15 protein-coding genes, 3 rRNA genes and 1 pseudogene are annotated in these 20394 nt (G+C 64.5%); all 19 read left to right on the top strand.

Annotated features, from left to right (window positions below; genetic code table 11):
* Nucleotides 1–9 precede the first annotated feature (9 nt).
* Nucleotides 10–1161 carry a histidinol-phosphate transaminase gene (locus tag BWO91_RS18735; protein ID WP_240555595.1) on the top strand — a complete coding sequence of 384 codons (1152 nt, stop codon included), beginning with the start codon at nt 10–12 and terminating at the stop codon, nt 1159–1161.
* Nucleotides 1158–2297: a thiamine pyrophosphate-dependent enzyme gene (locus BWO91_RS18730; RefSeq protein ID WP_071262139.1), complete on the top strand. Its 1140-nt coding sequence runs from the start codon at nt 1158–1160 to the stop codon at nt 2295–2297. The genes BWO91_RS18735 and BWO91_RS18730 overlap by 4 nt, the downstream gene beginning before the upstream one ends.
* Entirely contained in the window at nt 2294–3274 is a 981-nt protein-coding gene (locus BWO91_RS18725) for an alpha-ketoacid dehydrogenase subunit beta (protein ID WP_079003648.1), read from the top strand. Before BWO91_RS18730 ends, BWO91_RS18725 begins: the two co-directional genes overlap by 4 nt.
* A 26-nt stretch (nt 3275–3300) precedes the next feature.
* Nucleotides 3301–4674 (top strand): dihydrolipoamide acetyltransferase family protein, encoded by a 1374-nt coding sequence (locus BWO91_RS18720; RefSeq protein ID WP_071262142.1) that lies wholly within the window; start codon nt 3301–3303, stop codon nt 4672–4674.
* 115 nt (nt 4675–4789) lie between these two features.
* Complete coding sequence (locus BWO91_RS18715; protein WP_079003647.1) at nt 4790–5764, top strand: metal ABC transporter solute-binding protein, Zn/Mn family; 975 nt, start codon at nt 4790–4792, stop codon at nt 5762–5764.
* Entirely contained in the window at nt 5761–6615 is an 855-nt protein-coding gene (locus BWO91_RS18710) for a metal ABC transporter ATP-binding protein (RefSeq protein ID WP_064296038.1), read from the top strand. The genes BWO91_RS18715 and BWO91_RS18710 overlap by 4 nt, the downstream gene beginning before the upstream one ends.
* Nucleotides 6612–7511 carry a metal ABC transporter permease gene (locus BWO91_RS18705; RefSeq protein WP_079003646.1) on the top strand — a complete coding sequence of 300 codons (900 nt, stop codon included), beginning with the start codon at nt 6612–6614 and terminating at the stop codon, nt 7509–7511. The genes BWO91_RS18710 and BWO91_RS18705 overlap by 4 nt, the downstream gene beginning before the upstream one ends.
* 92 nt (nt 7512–7603) lie before the next feature.
* Nucleotides 7604–8005: a Fur family transcriptional regulator gene (locus tag BWO91_RS18700; RefSeq protein WP_064296039.1), complete on the top strand. Its 402-nt coding sequence runs from the start codon at nt 7604–7606 to the stop codon at nt 8003–8005.
* A gap of 7 nt (nt 8006–8012) precedes the next feature.
* Nucleotides 8013–9101, top strand: coding sequence for a permease (locus BWO91_RS18695; protein ID WP_430929519.1), 1089 nt, complete (start codon nt 8013–8015; stop codon nt 9099–9101).
* A complete protein-coding gene (locus BWO91_RS18690; protein ID WP_240555593.1) occupies nt 9094–9906 on the top strand; it encodes a TIGR03943 family putative permease subunit in 813 nt (270 codons plus the stop codon). The genes BWO91_RS18695 and BWO91_RS18690 overlap by 8 nt, the downstream gene beginning before the upstream one ends.
* Complete coding sequence (locus BWO91_RS18685) at nt 9896–11362, top strand: hypothetical protein (RefSeq protein ID WP_079003645.1); 1467 nt, start codon at nt 9896–9898, stop codon at nt 11360–11362. The genes BWO91_RS18690 and BWO91_RS18685 overlap by 11 nt, the downstream gene beginning before the upstream one ends.
* A 598-nt stretch (nt 11363–11960) precedes the next feature.
* Nucleotides 11961–13481: ribosomal RNA gene (locus tag BWO91_RS18680) — 16S ribosomal RNA — on the top strand.
* Nucleotides 13482–13930: 449 nt separating this feature from the next.
* Nucleotides 13931–17048, top strand: a 23S ribosomal RNA gene (locus tag BWO91_RS18675).
* A 136-nt stretch (nt 17049–17184) separates the two neighbouring features.
* Nucleotides 17185–17301: ribosomal RNA gene (rrf, locus tag BWO91_RS18670) — 5S ribosomal RNA — on the top strand.
* The 16S, 23S and 5S rRNA genes sit together here, the layout of an rRNA operon.
* A 263-nt stretch (nt 17302–17564) precedes the next feature.
* Entirely contained in the window at nt 17565–17801 is a 237-nt protein-coding gene (rpmB, locus tag BWO91_RS18665; protein WP_056010522.1) for a 50S ribosomal protein L28, read from the top strand.
* A complete protein-coding gene (rpmG, locus tag BWO91_RS18660; RefSeq protein WP_056010525.1) occupies nt 17801–17968 on the top strand; it encodes a 50S ribosomal protein L33 in 168 nt (55 codons plus the stop codon). Before rpmB ends, rpmG begins: the two co-directional genes overlap by 1 nt.
* Nucleotides 17969–17970: 2 nt before the next feature.
* Nucleotides 17971–18276: a 30S ribosomal protein S14 gene (gene rpsN, locus BWO91_RS18655; protein ID WP_064294760.1), complete on the top strand. Its 306-nt coding sequence runs from the start codon at nt 17971–17973 to the stop codon at nt 18274–18276.
* Nucleotides 18277–18396: 120 nt separating this feature from the next.
* A pseudogene (locus BWO91_RS18650) lies at nt 18397–19809 on the top strand (DHA2 family efflux MFS transporter permease subunit); the annotation flags it as partial.
* 203 nt (nt 19810–20012) lie between these two features.
* On the top strand, nt 20013–20294 hold the full coding sequence (locus tag BWO91_RS18645) for an HU family DNA-binding protein (protein WP_064294762.1): 282 nt from the start codon (nt 20013–20015) through the stop codon (nt 20292–20294).
* Nucleotides 20295–20394 lie beyond the last annotated feature (100 nt).

Genomic DNA, 20394 nt, shown 5'->3' with positions numbered 1-20394 from the left:
ACTCGTCGAGTGAGTGACAACCTGCCAACCACCGCCCAGCCGGCCGCTCAGCCGGGCCGGAGCCCGGTCCGTCTCCGTCCGGAGATCGCAGAGCTGCCGCCCTACCGCCAGGGCAAGCCGGCCGCACCCGACGCCTTCAAACTCTCGAGCAACGAGGTCCCGTTCCCGCCACTCGACGCCGTCCTCTCGGCCATCACCGACACGGCTGCGGACTCCCACCGCTACCCCGACGGCGCCGCACTCGCACTGCGCACGGCGCTCGCCGAAGCCAACGGGGTCACCCCGGAACGGATCCACATCGGTGCGGGCTCGGTCGCGCTCCTCAGCCAGTTCATCACCGCGACCGCCGGTCCGGGGGACGAGGTCGTCTTCGCCTGGCGCTCCTTCGAGGCCTACCCGGGTCTCGTGACCGTCGCCGGCGCGACGTCCGTGCGGGTCCCCAACCGGCCCGACGGCTCCCACGACCTCGAGGCGATGGCCGCAGCCGTCACCGACCGCACCCGCGTCGTCATCGTCTGCACGCCGAACAACCCCACGGGGCCGGTCGTCGAACGCGCCGCCTTCCTCGCCTTCCTCCGCTCCGTGCCCTCCGACGTGCTCGTTCTCCTCGACGAGGCCTACCGCGAGTTCGTCACCGATGACGACGCCGTCAACGGCATCCCGCTCCTCGACGAGCACCCGAACCTCGTCGTGCTCCGCACCTTCTCGAAGGCCTACGGACTCGCCGGCCTCCGCGTCGGCTGGGCCATCGGCCACGAGCTCGTCCTCGACGGCGCCCGCAACGCGGCCATCCCGCTCTCCAGCACCGCGCCGGCGCAGCAGGCGGCCATCGCCGGACTCGCGAACGCCGAGGACATCCGAGCCCGCGTCGCGGTCATCACCGCACGACGCGACGACCTCGCCGCCGCACTCCGCGAGCAGGGCTGGTTCATCCCCGCGGCGCAGGGCAACTTCGTCTGGTTCGGCCTCGGCGAGCAGACGGCCGCGGCGAACGAGACCTTCCTCGCCCACGGCATCGTCGGCCGCGCCTTCCCCGGCGACGGCGTCCGCATCTCGATCGGTGAAGCCGAGTCGATCGAACCGCTCCTCGCCGCCGCTGCGGAGATCCTCGCCGGACTGCCGGCCGACCACCCGACACGAGAGGGAGTGCGCTCACGATGAGCCGTTCCGGAGACGACCCCACCGTGCCCAGCGTCCAGTTCATCGACGCGGCCGGCACCTTCGCGCCGAACGAACACGCGGAGCGCTATCAGCCGTTCCTCGATCGCCTGACCGAGACCGACCTGCAGCAGTTCTACCGCGACATGGCGAACGTCCGTGCCTTCGACATCGAGGCGACGAACCTGCAGCGCCAGGGCCAGATGGCGCTGTGGCCACCGAGTCACGGGCAGGAGGCGGCACAGGTCGGTTCGGCCCGCGCAGCGCGAGCCCAGGACCACATCTTCCCCTCCTACCGCGAACACGTCGTCGCGATGATCCGCGGCGTCGACCCCATCGACATCGTGCGGCTCATGCGCGGCAACACGCACGGCGGTTGGGACCCGGCAGATCCGTCCAACGGCAACGTGCACCTCTACACGCTCGTGCTCGCCGCGCAGACCCTGCACGCGACCGGCTACGCGATGGGCCTGAACTTCGACAAGGCCGTCGGCACCGGTGACCCCGAGCGCGACACGGCCGTGCTCGTCTACTTCGGTGACGGCTCGAGTTCCGAGGGCGACGCGAACGAGGCCTACATCTACGCCGCCAGCTACCAGACGCCACAGGTGTTCTTCCTCCAGAACAACCAGTGGGCCATCTCCGTCCCCGTCTCCCGCCAGGCCCGCGAGCCGCTGTACCAGCGCGCGGCCGGCTTCGGCCTCGACAGCGTCCGCATCGACGGCAACGACGTCCTCGCGAGCTACGCGACGGCGGCGAAGCACCTCGACGACGCCCGCGCCGGCCGCGGCCCGAGCCTCATCGAAGCGATGACCTACCGCGTCGGCGCGCACACCACGAGCGACGACCCGACCAAGTACCGCACCGACGACGAACTCCAGTCCTGGATCGCCCGCGACCCGATCGTCCGGTTCAAGACGTACCTCCAGGGGCTCGGCGCCTCGGACGCGTTCTTCGCCGAGGTCGACGAGGAGGCTGCAGCGCTCGCGGAGGACACCCGCGTGCGCACGCTCGCACTCGAGGCCCCGGGCCCCGAGCTCATGTTCGAGGGCGTCTACTCCGAACCGCACCCGCTCATGGTGGAGCAGCAGGCCTGGCTCGAACGCTACGAGGCCTCGCTCGAAGGAGGCAACGCATGACGACGACCACCATGCCGATGGCCAAGGCGCTGAACGCCGGCCTGCGCAAGGCGATGACCGAAGACGACAAGGTCCTGCTCATGGGCGAGGACATCGGCCCGCTCGGCGGCGTCTTCCGCGTCACCGAGGGCTTGCACGCCGAGTTCGGCGGCGACCGCGTCCTCGACACCCCGCTGGCGGAGTCCGGCATCGTCGGCACCGCGATCGGCCTCGCCATGCGCGGCTACCGACCGGTGTGCGAGATCCAGTTCGACGGCTTCGTGTTCCCGGCCTTCAACCAGATCACGACGCAGCTCGCGAAGCTCACCAACCGGCACGAGGGCAAGCTGCAGATGCCCGTCGTCATCCGGATCCCCTACGGCGGACACATCGGCGCGGTCGAGCACCACCAGGAGAGCCCCGAGGCGTACTTCGCCCACACGGCCGGCCTGCGCGTGGTCAGTCCGTCGACCCCGAACGACGCCTACTGGATGATCCAGGAGGCCATCGCCTCGAACGACCCGGTCGTCTTCCTCGAGCCGAAGAGCCGCTATTGGCCGAAGGGCGAGGTCGACCTCGACGGCTCGGCCGCACCACTGCACGGCAGCCGCGTCGTCCGCACCGGCACGGAGGTCACTCTCGCCGGACACGGCGCGATCGTGAGCGTCATGCTGCAGGCGGCTGAACTGGCCGCCACGGAGGGCACGAGCGTCGAGGTCGTCGACATGCGCTCGCTGTCGCCCATCGACTACGACCCGCTCGTGGAATCCGTCCGACGGACCGGCCGCCTCGTCTACGTGCAGGAGGCGCCCGGGTTCACGAGCGTCGGCTCGGAGATCGCGGCGACCGTCACCGAGCGCGCCTTCTACTCGCTCGAGGCACCCGTCCTGCGGGTGTCCGGGTTCGACACCCCGTTCCCGCCGGCGAAGCTCGAAGGCGTCTACCTCCCGGATGCCGACCGCATCCTCGAGGCCGTCGACCGCTCGCTGGCGTACTGAACACCGAAGGAAGACGAGGAACCACGATGAGTGATCTCCAGTTCGAACTGCCGGACGTCGGCGAAGGCCTGACCGAGGCCGAGATCGTCGCATGGAAGGTCGCGCCGGGCGACGCCGTCTCGGTCAACCAGGTGCTGGTCGAGATCGAGACCGCGAAGTCGCTCGTCGAACTCCCGTCGCCGTTCGCCGGCACCGTCGGCGCCCTGCTCGTCCAGGAGGGCCAGACCGTCGACGTCGGGACGCCCATCATCAGCGTGAGCACCGGTGGTGGAGCGCCGAGCGCCGAGCCGGCCGCGCCCGCACCGGCGGTCGTCGAGTCGGAGGAGGCCACGCTGGCCGCCGACACCGCGGCGAGCGTCTCTCCCGCCGAAGAGCCGCGCCCTGGCGCAGTGCTCGTCGGATACGGCAGCGCCGGCAGCACCTCGAGTCGTCGCCGTGGCCGTGGCGCGACGCCGGTCGTCGAGCCGGCGAGCCCGGCCGTCACCCCGCAGCCGCCCGTGCGCCGCCAGCCGCCGTCGAGCATCCCCGCCGCGTCCGCGCTGCCGGTCATCGCCAAGCCGCCGATCCGGAAGCTCGCGAAGGACCTCGAGGTCGACCTCACGGCGATCGAGGGCACCGGGCTCGCGGGTGAGATCACCCGCGACGACGTCATCCGTGAGGCCAGTCAGGCGAGCGTGTTCCGCAACATCGAGACGCCGGAGTGGGCCGACGAGCGCGAGGAGCGCATCCCGGTCAAGGGCGTCCGCAAGGCCATCGCGACGGCCATGACCCGAAGTGCCTTCACCGCGCCGCACGTCTCCCTCTTCGTCGACGTCGACGCGACGCGCACGATGGAGTTCGTCAAGCGCCTGAAGAACTCGACGGACTTCGCCGGCGTCAAGGTCTCGCCGCTGCTCATCATGGCCAAGGCGATGATCTGGGCGGTCCGCCGCAACCCCACGGTCAACAGCGAGTGGACGGACCAGGAGATCATCGTCCGCCATTACGTGAACCTCGGGGTCGCCGCCGCGACACCGCGCGGACTGATCGTCCCGAACGTCAAGGAGGCGCAGGCGATGAGCCTGCTCGAGCTGGCACGCGCCCTCGAGACCCTCACGCTCACGGCCCGCGACGGCAAGACGCCGCCGGCCGACCAGCAGAACGGCACGATCACGGTGACGAACATCGGTGTCTTCGGCATGGACACCGGCACCCCGATCCTCAACCCGGGCGAGGTCGGCATCGTCGCGCTCGGCACGATCAAGCAGAAGCCGTGGGTCGTCGACGGTGAGGTGCGCAGCCGCTTCGTGACGACGCTCGGCGCATCCTTCGACCACCGCGTGGTGGACGGCGACGTCGCGAGCCGCTTCCTGGCGGACGTCGCGTCGATCATCGAGGAGCCGGCGCTGCTGCTCGACTGAGCACCGGGTCCCTGAGCCTGCTCTTCGGTTCCTGAGCCCGTCGAAGGGCGATTTTGAGAATCAGTATCAATAGGCGTAGCGTTGGCCTTCTCACCCCGATCGAGAAGGTTCATCAATGCGCGCTCGCACCCTGCTCCCAGCCTTGGCCGTCCTCCCGGCAGCCGCCCTCGTCCTCGCGGGCTGCTCCGGCAGCAGTGCGTCGAGCGCGGCCGACGACGGCAAGATCAACATCGTCGCCTCGACGAACGTGTACGGCGACATCGCTTCGAAGATCGGCGGCAAGGACGTCGAGGTGACCTCGCTCATCTCCTCGGCCGCCCAGGACCCGCACTCCTACGAGGCGAGCACGCAGGATCAGCTCTCCATCAAGAACGCCGACCTCGTCATCGAGAACGGCGGCGGCTACGACCCGTTCATCGACACACTCCTCGACGCGGCCAAGAACGAGTCCGTCGAGGTCGTGAACGTCGTCGACCTGTCGGGCCTCGCCCCGGACGACGACCACGCCGACGAGCAGCACACGGATGAGGCGCACGCCGAGGACGACGGTCACGACCACATCGAGGGCTTCAACGAACACGTCTGGTACAGCCTCCCGACGATGGCGAAGCTCGCCGACGAGCTGGCCAAGGAGCTCGGCGAACTCGACAGCGCGAACGCGACCACGTACACCGCGAACGCGAAGGCCTTCACCGAGTCCCTCGGCACGATCGAGACGGCCCAGGCCGCGATCAAGACCGCGCACGACGGCGAGGGCGTCGCCATCACCGAGCCCGTGCCGCTCTACCTGCTCGAGGGCGCCGGACTCGTGAACCGCACCCCGGAGGCGTTCAGCGAGGCGATCGAGGAGGGCACCGACGTGTCGCCGACCGTCCTCAAGGAGACGCTCGACCTCTTCGGCGGCGGATCGGTCGCGCTGCTTGCCTACAATGAGCAGACGAGTGGCGGCGAGACCGAACAGGTCAAGACCGCCGCGGAGAACGCAGGCGTACCGGTGCTGTCATTCACCGAGACCCTCCCGGACGGCAAGGACTACCTCTCGTGGATGACCGAGAACGTCGACGCCGTGGCGGACGCCCTGGATCGATGACCAGCGGTCCGACCGACGACTCAGGCCCCGTCGACGTCCTCGCGCTCGCCGGGGCCGAGCTCGGTTTCGGCGGACGCACGCTCTGGGACGGTCTCGACCTCTCTGTGCGCCCGGGGGAGTTCCTCGCGGTGCTCGGCCCGAACGGCTCCGGCAAGACGAGTCTGCTGCGCACCATCCTCGGGCAGCAGCAGCTCGACCGCGGGACCATCAGGGTCGCCGGAGGCCCGGTGCACCGGGGTGACCGCCGCATCGGCTACATCCCGCAGCAGAAGCTCATCCCCGCCGGCACGCCGATGCGCGGTCGCGATCTCGTCGCCCTCGGCGTCGACGGCCACCGCTTCGGACTCCCCATCCGCACCGCGGCGACGAAGCGTCGGGTCGACGAGCTGATCGCCTCCGTCGGCGCGACCGCATACGCCGACGGCGCCGTGGGCACCCTGTCCGGCGGTGAGCAGCAGCGGCTGCGCGTCGCCCAGGCGCTCGCGGACGACCCGATCCTCCTCCTCTGCGACGAACCACTGCTCAGCCTCGACCTCCAGCATCAGCGCGGGGTCAGCGAGCTCATCGACCGTCGTCGGCGCGAGCACGACACCGCGGTGGTCTTCGTCACCCACGACGTGAACCCGGTGCTCCCCATGGTCGACCGCATCCTGTACCTCGCGGGCGGCCGATTCCGGGAGGGCACCCCCGACGAGGTGCTCCGCAGCGAGGTGCTGTCTGAGCTCTACGGCACGCCCGTCGACGTACTCCGCAGCCATGGCCGGGTCGTCGTGGTCGGCATCCCCGACAGCGAGACCCACCACCATCACCACGACGATCCGCACACCGGTGCGGTGGGGGTCGGCGCATGAGTACTGACGACCTCTGGGGACGCCTGTTCAACTTCCAGGACTACGGCGCACTGCTCGAACTCGTGCAGAACTCGATCATCGCCGGCGCGGTCCTGGGCATCGTCGGCGGCCTCATCGGCGTGTTCGTCATGCAGCGCGACATGGCGTTCGCGGTGCACGGGATCAGCGAGCTCTCCTTCGCCGGCGCTGCCGGCGCGCTGCTGTTCGGGGCCAACGTCGTCGTCGGGTCCCTCGCGGGCTCACTCGTCGCCGCGATCCTCATCGGCCTGCTCGGTTCGAAGGCCCGCGACCGCAACTCGATCATCGGGGTGCTCATGCCGTTCGGCCTCGGCCTCGGCATCCTCTTCCTCGCGCTCTATCCGGGCCGGAGTGCCAACAAGTTCGGGCTCCTCACCGGGCAGATCGTGTCGGTCGACGACCCGCAGCTCGGCCTGCTCATCGTCATCAGCATCGTGGTGCTGATCGCGCTCCTCCTCCTCTGGCGCCCCCTCAGCTTCGACAGCCTCGATCCGGACGTCGCCGCGGCGCGCGGGGTGCCGAGTCGGTTCGTCTCGCTCGCCTTCATGGTGCTGCTCGGGCTCACGGTCGCGGTGTCGGTGCAGATCATCGGCGCGCTGCTCGTCCTCGCACTGCTCGTGACGCCCGCGGCCGCGGCGCTCCGGGTGTCGTCGTCGCCCGTCCTCGTCCCGGTGCTGAGCATGCTCTTCGGCTTCGTCTCGGCGGTCGGCGGCATCCTGCTCGCCATCGGTGGATCGCTCCCGATCAGCCCCTACATCACGACGATCTCCTTCCTCATCTACCTCGTCTGCCGCATCGTCGGGCCGCGCACCGCGTCCGGGCGACGCGGTCGTCGGGCACCTGTCGGCGAGACGCGGCACGCCCAGGTCGCGCGATGACCGTGGACCGTGCGCCGCGTCCGCGTGGAGCTGCTTCGGAGCGTCCTCCGAGCGGTTCCCGGGTACCCTTGAAGCGACAGGCAGGAGCACCCGTGGCGAAGCGCAACACCTGGCAGCGAGAAGCTGTCCGCGAGGCCCTCGGCGGCAACGACGGATTCGTCAGCGCCCAGGGACTGCACGCCGAACTCCGCGACACCGGTTCGCCGATCGGGCTCGCGACCGTGTATCGAGCCCTATCCGACCTCGCGGTCGAGGGCGAAGCGGACTCCCTGCAGTCGCCGGAGGGCGAGAACCTCTACCGTGCCTGCACGCCTGGCACCCACCATCACCACCTCATCTGCCGCAACTGTGGTCTCACCATCGAGATCGAGGCCGACGAGGTCGAGGCCTGGGCGCGGTCGGTCGCGTCGCAGCACGGGTTCACCGAGGCGAAGCACGTCGTCGACGTCTTCGGGCTCTGCGAGAACTGCTCGGCGGCGGCCCAGCGCGCGTGAGGCCGGAGTGAGCAGGACGACCGGCACCCTCGGGGTCGACGACGACTGGACCGCGCCCGACGACGACGGCGCGGAGCACTGGGGTCGCACCGAAGGGCGTGATCCACGGAACCTGCGGACACCGCTCCTGATCGGTGTCGCACTGCTCGTGGTGGTCGGGCTCTTCGTGCTCCGGGCGCTCATGCCGCTCGGTGAGGTGCTCACCCCGCCCACCGCGGTGCGCGACTTCGTGACCCTGACGCTCAGCGTGGTGGTGGAGTCGCTGCCGTTCGTGGTGCTCGGCATCGTGCTGTCGATCCTCGTGCAGATCTGGCTCCCCGACGGCTGGCTCGAGCGGTGGTTGCCGACGCAGCCGATCCTCCGCCGAGCCTGCATCTCGCTGCTCGGCATGTTCCTGCCGGTCTGCGAGTGCGGCAACGTTCCGCTCGCCCGCGGCCTCATCGTGCGCGGGTTCACGGTGCCGGAGTCGATCACCTTCCTGCTCGCGGCGCCGATCCTCAACCCCATCGTCATCGTCACGACGCATCAGGCCTTCGGCTGGGATGGCGGGATCCTCGTCGCCCGGCTCGTCGGCGGGTTCCTGCTCGCGAACCTCATCGGGTGGCTCTTCAGCAAGCACCCCGACCCCAGCTCGCTGCTCACGCCGACCTTCCAAGCCAGCTGCGAGGTGACCGAGCAGCACGGGCACGAGCACTCGAAGCTGGAGCGCAGCCTGCAGCAGTTCGTCGCAGAAGCGCGCGCGATCATGCCGGCGCTGCTCATCGGTTCGGCCGTGGCCGGCGCCGTGCAGGTCCTCGTCCCACGCGAGGTGCTCGTCACCCTCGGCGCGAACCCGGTCTGGTCGGTGCTCGCGATGATGACGCTCGCCGTGATCGTCTCGATCTGCTCGAACGTCGACGCCTTCTTCGTGCTGTCCTTCGGATCGACGTTCATGCCCGGTTCGATCGTCGCCTTCCTCGTCCTCGGCCCCGTCGTCGACGTCAAGATGCTCGCGCTCATGCGCACCACCTACACGACCAGGACCCTCGTGATCATCACCGCGGTCGCCGTGCTGTTCTCGGCGGCCCTCGGATTCGGAGTGAACGCCCTTGCCTGATCAGAACGCCACCCAGCGACACGCGCACGCCGAGACGTCGACGGTCGGCGATCGTCGCGTGCCCCTGCTCGAACGACTCCGGCAGCGGTGGTGGGGCGTCCTCCTGCTCGTCACCGCCGCCGTGTGCATCCTCTGGCTCGCGCTGACCGATCGCCTCGGGCTCTACATCCACCCGCGCTACTTCGTGTTCACCGTCATCATGGCGCTCATCGCGGTCGCGCTCGGCATCGTCAGCGTCCTCGTCCATGTGGACGTCGATGAGGTGCCGAAGCGTCGCGGGCGGACGGTGCTGCAGCTCGCCTCGGTCGTGGGCAGTCTCGCGGTCGTCGGGGCGATGGTGGTGCTCCCGCCGTCGACGCTCTCGGTCGCGACAGCCGACCAGCGCGCGGTGAACTCCGGCACGCTCGCGGGGGAGGTCCAGGGGCAGGACGCCCAGACGGTACTGACCTCGAACCCGGACTTCAGCACCTTCGGCATCAAGGATTGGGCGACACTGTTGCGCCAGACGACGCGGCCCGCCGACCTCGAAGGGCGCGCTTTCTCCGGGGTCGGTTTCGTGATCGCCGATCCGGACGCGGCCGACGTCTTCTACGTCTCGCGGTTCGTCGTGAACTGCTGCGCCGTGGACGCCCAGCCGGTCGGTGTGCCCGTGCAGCTCGACGGTTGGGAGCAACAGCTCAAGCCCGGCGACTGGGTCGAGGTCTCGGGCGCGCTCACCGCGAGCGACGCCTCGCATCTGCCGTTGGTGGTCGGGACGGCGAAGGTCGACAAGGTCGAGGAGCCGGCGGACCCGTATGACTACTGATCGCCGGGATGCTGCACGAGGCCGATCGACGCAGGCCGCCGGCGACCGGAGCGGTTTCGGCCGACTGGTCGCGATCGTGCTGATCGCGCTCGTCGTCATCGGCGGCGGTGCGGCCGTCGTCGGTCTGACCCAGGGGCCGAAGCTCGTCCGCACGGTGGTCGACCCGACCGGACTCGTGGAGTCCTGGGGCCAGCGTGTGGTCCTGGCGGTGAACCAACCGATCGCCGATCTCGGGTCGGACCGGGTGCGGATCGAGCCGGCAGCCGACTTCGACGTCAGTACCGGGGCCGGCGGCATCACGCTGGTGTTCCCCGAGCCGCTCGCCTATGCGACGGACTACCGGATCACGGTCGACGGGGTCACCGCGCCGGGTGGCGGCCCGGCTGCCACGCTCACGACGTCGTTCTCGACGCCGCCCGTCGAGGGGTTCTCGCTCGTGAGGAGTCCGGTCGAGGACGGCGGCTCGGCGGCGACGAAGGCGGACGACCGGATCGTGCGGCTCTCGATCGGCGGTGGTGAACCCGAGACCGCGTACGAAGCCGCGAAGATCCAGGAGTTCGCGACGATCGGCGACTCCCTGATCGTTGTGGAGCAGGAGACGAGCGGGCTCGGTCGCATCGTGGTGGTGGACACGACCGACGGGAGTACCCAGGAGGTGGCCCTCCCGATGGGCGGGATGATCACCTCATTGCAGACCGCTCCGGCGCAGAGTCGGGTGGGGTTCCTGTTCACCGAACAGTCGTTCGGCCGCGATGGGGGCGACAACCTCACGCTGTACTCGTTCGAGCTGCGGCAGGGGAAACCCACGGAGGCCGCCCGGGTCGGCGGGATCGACGGGGCTGCGGTCCAGGCGGCGGAGTGGTCGTTCGTGCCCCGGACCTCCTCGATGCTCGTCCGCACGGTGGACAACTCGCTCGAGCTGCTCGATCCTGCTGCGATGACCGATCCGGTGCTGCTCGGCCGGGCCTCACTCATCTCGAGCTACATCCCGGGCACCACCAAGGTCGTCATCGAGCAGGTCGACGGTGTTGTCGTGCTCGATCTCGCGACGGGGAAGAGCGAACCGTTCGTCCTGCCCTCGGTGGCACCCACCGAGATCCCCGGACAACTCGTCGCACTGTCCGAGTCCCTGTCGGCCAGGATCTACGCCGACTACGACCGTGCCGCCGGAACCACGGAGCAGCGGGTACTGGCGATCAAGGACGGCGCGACCGCCGAGCTCTATCGACCCGACGCGGGTGCCGTCATCTGGTCGCTGTGCGCGAGCCCGAACGCGGAGTACGTCGCGGTCGTCGTCGTCCCCGACTTCGCGAAGGCCGGATTCGACGGGTACGCCAACGCCCCGATGCCGAACGGTCCCGAGATCGAGGTGGTCGACGCCCGCACCGGCAAGGTGGTCGGGACGCAGGCCGGCTTCGACCTGTCCTGGTGTGCCGGCACCGGTGTCGCGCAGTGACCCCGCCCCGCGCCGTTCGCGGCCGCCTCGGCGAAAACCTCGTGTTTCCGGGCGACACGCCCGGGATGCAAGCGGAATTTGCCACGATCCCGAGACACACGTAGAGTAATCACTCGTCACCCCAAAGGTGCGGGAAGCGGAAGAGCTTCTCGGCCTCAAGCGGGGACAATCCCCAGCCAAAAGCGAGAACATTTCGATGTTACCGCTTCAAGTCTCGGTTGGATGACTTCCTCCTGGTGTCACTCGTGCTCAGCATGACTCTGTTCGCAGAGCGGCTGAAACGCCGAGTTGACAACAAGCCGGGAAGATGTAAGATAGAGAAGTTGCCCTGCAGGGCGGTCGTGATGGCCAAAGGCAGGAGCATCCGATCCTTGAGAACTCAACAGCGTGCACAATGTCAAATGCCAAAAACCTCGTGCAATTGATGCCTTCCTTTTCGGTTGGTTGATGTTGTAAGAGATTCCTTTGGAAAACATTTAAACAAAACAAAGCAAGTCAGTAATGATTTGTTCTGTCAGTTTCAAACTTGCATCGTGTTCACCTATTCCGGTGGCATGGTGCGCGAAATGTGCCGGTCTTCGGATCGTGCAATTCAACATTTACGGAGAGTTTGATCCTGGCTCAGGACGAACGCTGGCGGCGTGCTTAACACATGCAAGTCGAACGATGAAGCCCAGCTTGCTGGGTGGATTAGTGGCGAACGGGTGAGTAACACGTGAGTAACCTGCCCTTGACTCTGGGATAAGCGTTGGAAACGACGTCTAATACCGGATACGAGCTTCCACCGCATGGTGAGTTGCTGGAAAGAATTTTGGTCAAGGATGGACTCGCGGCCTATCAGCTTGTTGGTGAGGTAACGGCTCACCAAGGCGACGACGGGTAGCCGGCCTGAGAGGGTGACCGGCCACACTGGGACTGAGACACGGCCCAGACTCCTACGGGAGGCAGCAGTGGGGAATATTGCACAATGGGCGAAAGCCTGATGCAGCAACGCCGCGTGAGGGACGACGGCCTTCGGGTTGTAAACCTCTTTTAGCAGGGAAGAAGCGAAAGTGACGGTACCTGCAGAAAAAGCACCGGCTAACTACGTGCCAGCAGCCGCGGTAATACGTAGGGTGCAAGCGTTGTCCGGAATTATTGGGCGTAAAGAGCTCGTAGGCGGTTTGTCGCGTCTGCTGTGAAATCCCGAGGCTCAACCTCGGGTCTGCAGTGGGTACGGGCAGACTAGAGTGCGGTAGGGGAGATTGGAATTCCTGGTGTAGCGGTGGAATGCGCAGATATCAGGAGGAACACCGATGGCGAAGGCAGATCTCTGGGCCGCTACTGACGCTGAGGAGCGAAAGGGTGGGGAGCAAACAGGCTTAGATACCCTGGTAGTCCACCCCGTAAACGTTGGGCGCTAGATGTGGGGACCATTCCACGGTTTCCGTGTCGTAGCTAACGCATTAAGCGCCCCGCCTGGGGAGTACGGCCGCAAGGCTAAAACTCAAAGGAATTGACGGGGGCCCGCACAAGCGGCGGAGCATGCGGATTAATTCGATGCAACGCGAAGAACCTTACCAAGGCTTGACATATACGAGAACGGGCCAGAAATGGTCAACTCTTTGGACACTCGTAAACAGGTGGTGCATGGTTGTCGTCAGCTCGTGTCGTGAGATGTTGGGTTAAGTCCCGCAACGAGCGCAACCCTCGTTCTATGTTGCCAGCACGTCATGGTGGGAACTCATGGGATACTGCCGGGGTCAACTCGGAGGAAGGTGGGGACGACGTCAAATCATCATGCCCCTTATGTCTTGGGCTTCACGCATGCTACAATGGCCAGTACAAAGGGCTGCAATACCGTAAGGTGGAGCGAATCCCAAAAAGCTGGTCCCAGTTCGGATTGAGGTCTGCAACTCGACCTCATGAAGTCGGAGTCGCTAGTAATCGCAGATCAGCAACGCTGCGGTGAATACGTTCCCGGGCCTTGTACACACCGCCCGTCAAGTCATGAAAGTCGGTAACACCCGAAGCCAGTGGCCTAACCGCAAGGATGGAGCTGTCTAAGGTGGGATCGGTAATTAGGACTAAGTCGTAACAAGGTAGCCGTACCGGAAGGTGCGGCTGGATCACCTCCTTTCTAAGGAGCATGTGCAACGCTCGTCTGTATACAGCGAGGTTTACGTTGCCAAGTCACACTGAGACGAATGTTCTCGGGTGGCGCTCATGGGTGGAACATTGACATTGATGTAGACGTGAGAGTCTGCCAGCAAGTACGTCTTCTTCGGGAGATTGGAACGGTGGCCGGCTGGAGGGTTTGCATATGCACGCTGTTGGGTCCTGAGGGACCGGATCTTCTCCGCTTCGGTGGAGGAAGGACGAACCTCAGGGCCTCTTTTGCTTGACATCAATGGTCAAGGAGAGAGGTACCGCCCGTACTTTGAGAACTACACAGTGGACGCGAGCATCTTAGATTCATGACCTTTCGGGGTTGTGGATCACAAAGATCAAACACCCTCTTCGGAGGGTGGTAGATCATTGGTCAATCTGCATCAGGTAACTGGTGTCGATCGATTCAAACTCATGTGATTTCAAATTTCTAAGAGCAAACGGTGGATGCCTTGGCATCTGGAGCCGAAGAAGGACGTAGTAATCTGCGATAAGCCTCGGGGAGCTGATAAACGAGCTGTGATCCGAGGATTTCCGAATGGGGAAACCCCGCCAGGCCCCTTGTGGTGATCTGGTGACTCCCGCCTGAATATATAGGGCGGGTAGAGGGAACGGGGGGAAGTGAAACATCTCAGTACCCCCAGGAAGAGAAAACAACAGTGATTCCGTCAGTAGTGGCGAGCGAAATCGGAAGAGGCTAAACCGGGCATGTGTGATAGCTATCAGGCGTTGCATGTCCGGGGTTGTGGGACTTCTCACTCCGAACTGATATTCGGGGAGCATTAGAACGTGGTATAGACGAATGGGATTGAAAGCCCAGCCAGAGACGGTGCCAGCCCGGTAGTCGAAATGCTGCAATCGTGCGAGGAGTATCCCAAGTAGCACGGGGCCCGAGAAATCCCGTGTGAATCTGTCAGGACCACCTGATAAGCCTAAATACTCCCAGATGACCGATAGCGGACAAGTACCGTGAGGGAAAGGTGAAAAGTACCCCGGGAGGGGAGTGAAATAGTACCTGAAACCGTTTGCTTACAAACCGTTGGAGCACCCTTGTTGGTGTGACAGCGTGCCTTTTGAAGAATGAGCCTGCGAGTTAGCGATATGTGGCGAGGTTAACCCGTGTGGGGTAGCCGTAGCGAAAGCGAGTCTGAATAGGGCGATTCAGTCGCATGTCCTAGACCCGAAGCGAAGTGATCTATCCATGGCCAGGTTGAAGCGACGGTAAGACGTCGTGGAGGACCGAACCCACTTAGGTTGAAAACTGAGGGGATGAGCTGTGGATAGGGGTGAAAGGCCAATCAAACTTCGTGATAGCTGGTTCTCTCCGAAATGCATTTAGGTGCAGCGTTGCGTGTTTCTTGCCGGAGGTAGAGCTACTGGATGGCCGATGGGGCCCAAAAGCTTACTGACGTCAGCCAAACTCCGAATGCCGGTAAGTGAGAGCGCAGCAGTGAGACGGTGGGGGATAAGCTTCATCGTCGAGAGGGAAACAACCCAGACCACCAACTAAGGTCCCAAAGCGCGTGCTAAGTGGGAAAGGATGTGGAGTTGCACAGACAACCAGGAGGTTGGCTTAGAAGCAGCCACCCTTGAAAGAGTGCGTAATAGCTCACTGGTCAAGTGATTCCGCGCCGACAATGTAACGGGGCTCAAGCACGCCACCGAAGTTGTGGCATTGATATTTTTGGTAGGCCTTCGTGGTCCAGCCGTATTGATGGGTAGGAGAGCGTCGTGTGGCGAGTGAAGCGGCGGTGTAAACCAGCCGTGGACGCTACACGAGTGAGAATGCAGGCATGAGTAGCGAAAGACATGTGAGAAACATGTCCTCCGAAAGACCAAGGGTTCCAGGGTCAAGCTAATCTTCCCTGGGTAAGTCGGGACCTAAGGCGAGGCCGACAGGCGTAGTCGATGGACAACGGGTTGATATTCCCGTACCCGCGAAGAACCGCCCAAGATAATCCAGTGGTGCTAAGAGTCCTAACCCGGACGACTGATTCCCTTCGGGGATGATGGGTCCGGTCTAACGCTCGACCCCATGCTGGTGCGTTTAGCGTATTAACAGGTGTGACGCAGGAAGGTAGCCTATGCCGGGCGATGGTTGTCCCGGTGTAAGTGCGTAGGCTGAGAGATAGGCAAATCCGTCTCTCGTGAAGGCTGAGACACGATACGGACCCGTAAGGGATAGTAGGTGATCCTATGCTGCCAAGAAAAGCATCGACGCGAGGTTCTAGTGGCCCGTACCCCAAACCGACTCAGGTGGTCAGGTAGAGAATACTAAGGAGATCGAGAGAATCGTGGTTAAGGAACTCGGCAAAATGCCCCCGTAACTTCGGGAGAAGGGGGGCCTGAGGCGTATTAGGACTTGCTCCGAAAGCGTTTGAAGGCCGCAGAGACCAGTGGGAAGCGACTGTTTACTAAAAACACAGGTCCGTGCCAAGTCGCAAGACGATGTATACGGACTGACGCCTGCCCGGTGCTGGAAGGTTAAGAGGAACGGTTAGCCGCAAGGCGAAGCTGAGAATTTAAGCCCCAGTAAACGGCGGTGGTAACTATAACCATCCTAAGGTAGCGAAATTCCTTGTCGGGTAAGTTCCGACCTGCACGAATGGCGTAACGACTTCCCAGCTGTCTCAACCGCGAACTCGGCGAAATTGCATTACGAGTAAAGATGCTCGTTACGCGCAGCAGGACGGAAAGACCCCGTGACCTTTACTACAGCTTGGTATTGGTGTTCGGTGTGGCTTGTGTAGGATAGGTGGGAGACGTTGAAGCTTGGACGCTAGTTCAGGTGGAGTCATTGTTGAAATACCACTCTGGTCACTCTGGATATCTAACTTCGAACCGTAATCCGGTTCAGGGACAGTGCCTGGTGGGTAGTTTAACTGGGGCGGTTGCCTCCCAAAAAGTAACGGAGGCGCCCAAAGGTTCCCTCAACCTGGTTGGCAATCAGGTGTCGAGTGTAAGTGCACAAGGGAGCTTGACTGTGAGACTGACAAGTCGAGCAGGGACGAAAGTCGGGACTAGTGATCCGGCAGTGGCTTGTGGAAGCGCTGTCGCTCAACGGATAAAAGGTACCTCGGGGATAACAGGCTGATCTTGCCCAAGAGTCCATATCGACGGCATGGTTTGGCACCTCGATGTCGGCTCGTCGCATCCTGGGGCTGGAGTAGGTCCCAAGGGTTGGGCTGTTCGCCCATTAAAGCGGTACGCGAGCTGGGTTTAGAACGTCGTGAGACAGTTCGGTCCCTATCCGCTGCGCGCGCAGGAAATTTGAAAGGATCTGACCCTAGTACGAGAGGACCGGGTTGGACGAACCTCTGGTGTGTCAGTTGTTCCGCCAGGAGCACCGCTGATTAGCTACGTTCGGGATGGATAACCGCTGAAAGCATCTAAGCGGGAAGCCGGCCTTAAGATGAGATTTCCATGCCTTCGGGCGAGAGGCTCCCAGCCAGACTACTGGGTTGATAGGCCGGATGTGGAAGAGAGGACGAAAGACTCTCGGAGCTGACCGGTACTAATAAGCCGATAATTTGATAACACTTTCTTTGTTTGAATACGAAGATGCTACGCGTCCACTGAGTGGTTCTCGATGTACGGTCGAGAACCCGCAAACAACACCACTGTGTTCGCACAGCGTGTTGGTTTGCTTGTTCACTTTGATACATCAATAGTGTTTCGGCGGCCATAGCGAGAGGGAAACGCCCGGTCACATTCCGAACCCGGAAGCTAAGACTCTTTGCGCCGATGGTACTGCAGGGGGGACCCTGTGGGAGAGTAGGACACCGCCGGACTTCTTCGTTGAAATGGCCACCCAAGGTTCTTGGGTGGCCATTTTGCGTTAACACGCAGCGCGTTAACACGCACAGCGCGTTCAGTACGAGAAACACGAATTTGCGAAACGCCTGGTCACAGCGTACGCTTGACCCTTGGTGTGGACGCTCCATGTCCACATCGTGTCCACGATCCCCCACCGCTCACGCAGACCGGGATCGCGCACGCCGACAAGAGATCTTGGGCAGGGCAGTCGCCCTGCGGTAATGAAGGAGAAACTACTATGGCAGCAGTGTGCCAGGTGACAGGAGCCGTTCCCGGCTTCGGTCACAACATCTCGCACTCGCACCGTCGCACGAAGCGCCGCTTCGACCCGAACGTGCAGAAGAAGACCTACTACGTGCCCTCGCTGCGTCGTAACGTCACCCTCAAGGTGTCCGCCAAGGGCATCAAGGTGATCGACGCCCGTGGCATCGAATCCGTCGTCAAGGACATTCTCGCTCGTGGGGTGAAGATCTAATGGCTAAGCAGCAGGACGTCCGTCCAATCATCAAGCTCCGTTCGACGGCTGGTACCGGTTACACGTACGTGACCAAGAAGAACCGTCGCAACAACCCAGACCGTCTCGTGCTCAAGAAGTACGACCCCGTAGTGCGCAAGCACGTTGAATTCCGAGAGGAGCGCTAAACATGGCTAAGAAGAGCAAGATCGCCCGTAACGAGCAGCGCAAGGTTATCGTCGACCGCTACGCCACGAAGCGCGCCGAGCTGAAGAAGGCCCTCGTCGACCCCGCCGGGACCGACGAGTCGCGTGAAGCAGCTCGCCTCGGCCTCCAGAAGCTTCCTCGCAACGCTTCGCCGGTTCGCCTTCGTAACCGCGACGCGATCGACGGTCGCCCGCGAGGTAACCTCTCGAAGTTCGGCATCAGCCGCGTTCGCTTCCGCGACATGGCGCACAAGGGCGAACTGCCCGGCGTCCGCAAGTCGAGCTGGTAACACCCGCTCAGTCGGAGCTCACATTCCGCTGACACAGCATCGCAACACCGAAAGGGCCGTCCGCATCGCGGACGGCCCTTTCGCGTCGTCGGCGACAGCTGCAAGGATCGAACGGTTCCCACATCCATCGAGGAGGCGCTGCTGGACGTCCGCACGCAACGGGCCATCGCCCTCCTGGTCGCAGGCTGCTTCTTCATGGAGAACCTCGACGGGACGATCCTCACCACAGCCGCACCGAGCATCGCGCGCGACCTCGGGACCTCGTCAACGGCCGTCGGGCTCGCCGTCACCGCATTCCTGCTCACGGTGGCCGTCCTCATCCCCGTCAGCGGTTGGCTGACGGACCGGTTCGGTGCCAAGCGCATCTTCGCGCTGGCGATCGCGGTGTTCACGATCGCCTCCGTGCTGTGTGCCTTGAGCTCGAGCCTGCCGATGCTCGTCGGCTTCCGGGTGCTCCAGGGCGTCGGCGGGGCGTTGATGGTGCCGGTCGGCCGGCTGGCCGTGCTCCGGGTGACGCCCAAGGAGCGGTTGATCCAGGCCATCGCCCTCCTGACGTGGCCCGCCCTCGCCGCCCCGATCATCGCGCCGTTCCTCGGTGGGGTGATCACCCAGTACGCCTCCTGGCACTGGATCTTCCTCATCAACGTGCCGATCGGTGTCGTCGCCTTCGTCGTGGCGCTCCGCATCGTCCCCGACTTCGCCGCCGACGAGGTGCCGCCGCTCGACTGGCTCGGCCTGTCCCTCGCCTGTGTCGGGCTGGCGTCGCTCCTGGTGGCGGCGTCCCTGGTGTCCGGAGCCGGGTTCGACGCCCGGTGGTTCATCGGGTCGCTCGTGGCAGGTGTCGTCCTGCTCGCCCTCGCGATCCGACACCTGTTCCGTGCGCCGCACCCGTTCGTCGATCTCCGCTCGCTGCGGATCGAGACCTTCCGTCTGGCCAACGTTGGCGGCAGTGTCTACCGACTCACGATCAGCGCCGTCCCCTTCCTCCTGCCGCTGCTGTTCCAGGACGCGTTCGGCTGGACACCGGTGCAGGCGGGATCGATGGTGCTCTTCCTCTTCGCCGGCAACCTCGCGATCAAACCGGCGACGACCTGGATGCTGCGGCGGTTCGGATTCCGTCTGGTGCTCGTGTCGTCGAACCTGATCGGGGTCCTGTGCATGGCCGGGATGGCGTTCCTCACCGCCGACACGTCGATCGTGCTGACGGCGATGCTGCTCTTCGTCAGCGGGGTCGCCCGGTCGATCGGCTTCACGGCGTACAACACCATCACGTTCGCCGACGTCGAACCCACTGCGATGTCTCGGGCGAACACGCTCAACTCGACCCTGCAGCAGGTCGCGAGCGGCTTCGGTGTCGCTGTCGGGGCGATCCTGCTGACGACCGGATTCTCCCTCGAGGACGGGGTCGGTGGCGGCCAGCTGCTGCCGTATCAGTTCGCGTTCCTCGCGATCGCCGTCCTGACCCTCTTCCCGACGATCGAGGCGTGGTTGCTGTCGCGGGCGGCCGGGCACAGCGTCATCGGGGTCCGCTGAGCGCTCGCACCGACGGCTCCCAGCTGGGAAACGACCGACACGCAGGCCCGATTGTCCGCGTAGAGCGGAGAAATCCGCGAAATCTCGCGGATTGCTGCTACATTCGAGGCGGTCACACCGACCAGTTGGTGCCGTATCAGCGACACCTTCGCTACCAACACATCAGCTGTACGTTGCAGCAACGTCCGAGGAGGACCCTCACAATGGCAAATTTGAACAAGACCGAACTCGTCGCCGCCATCGCCGCATCGACCGGCCAGAGCCAGGCGACCGTCGGCAGCGTTGTCGACGCGCTGTTCACCACCGTCGCTGAGACCGTCGCCACGGGCGGCAAGGTCTCGATCCCGGGTTGGATCGCCTTCGAGCAGACCGACACCGCCGCTCGCACGGGCCGCAACCCGCAGACCGGCGCCGAGATCCAGATCCCGGCCGGCAAGCGCGTCAAGGTGACCGCCGGCTCGAAGCTCAAGGCTTCCGTCAAGTAAGTCGTCGCGGGCGCGAGCCCGCACGGACTCGGACCGCGGAGACACTCCGCCGGTCCAGACCACACAGCAGGGCGTCGCGAGAGCGACGCCCTGCTGTCGT

Origin of the sequence: Plantibacter flavus (assembly GCF_002024505.1) — a bacterium.
GTDB lineage: Bacteria > Actinomycetota > Actinomycetes > Actinomycetales > Microbacteriaceae > Plantibacter > Plantibacter flavus_A.
The sequence above is the reverse complement of the archived record's forward strand: the minus strand, read 5'-3'. Positions and strand labels throughout refer to the sequence as shown.

Bases quoted from the DNA above. Each gene is read 5' to 3' on its own strand.
- BWO91_RS18730 (WP_071262139.1), top strand. From the start codon at position 1,158: ATGAGCCGTTCCGGAGACGACCCCACCGTGCCCAGCGTCCAGTTCATC.
- BWO91_RS18725 (WP_079003648.1), top strand. From the start codon at position 2,294: ATGACGACGACCACCATGCCGATGGCCAAGGCGCTGAACGCCGGCCTG.
- BWO91_RS18720 (WP_071262142.1), top strand. From the start codon at position 3,301: ATGAGTGATCTCCAGTTCGAACTGCCGGACGTCGGCGAAGGCCTGACC.
- BWO91_RS18715 (WP_079003647.1), top strand. From the start codon at position 4,790: ATGCGCGCTCGCACCCTGCTCCCAGCCTTGGCCGTCCTCCCGGCAGCC.
- BWO91_RS18710 (WP_064296038.1), top strand. From the start codon at position 5,761: ATGACCAGCGGTCCGACCGACGACTCAGGCCCCGTCGACGTCCTCGCG.
- BWO91_RS18705 (WP_079003646.1), top strand. From the start codon at position 6,612: ATGAGTACTGACGACCTCTGGGGACGCCTGTTCAACTTCCAGGACTAC.
- BWO91_RS18685 (WP_079003645.1), top strand. From the start codon at position 9,896: ATGACTACTGATCGCCGGGATGCTGCACGAGGCCGATCGACGCAGGCC.
- rpmB (WP_056010522.1), top strand. From the start codon at position 17,565: ATGGCAGCAGTGTGCCAGGTGACAGGAGCCGTTCCCGGCTTCGGTCAC.
- rpmG (WP_056010525.1), top strand. From the start codon at position 17,801: ATGGCTAAGCAGCAGGACGTCCGTCCAATCATCAAGCTCCGTTCGACG.
- rpsN (WP_064294760.1), top strand. From the start codon at position 17,971: ATGGCTAAGAAGAGCAAGATCGCCCGTAACGAGCAGCGCAAGGTTATC.
- BWO91_RS18645 (WP_064294762.1), top strand. From the start codon at position 20,013: ATGGCAAATTTGAACAAGACCGAACTCGTCGCCGCCATCGCCGCATCG.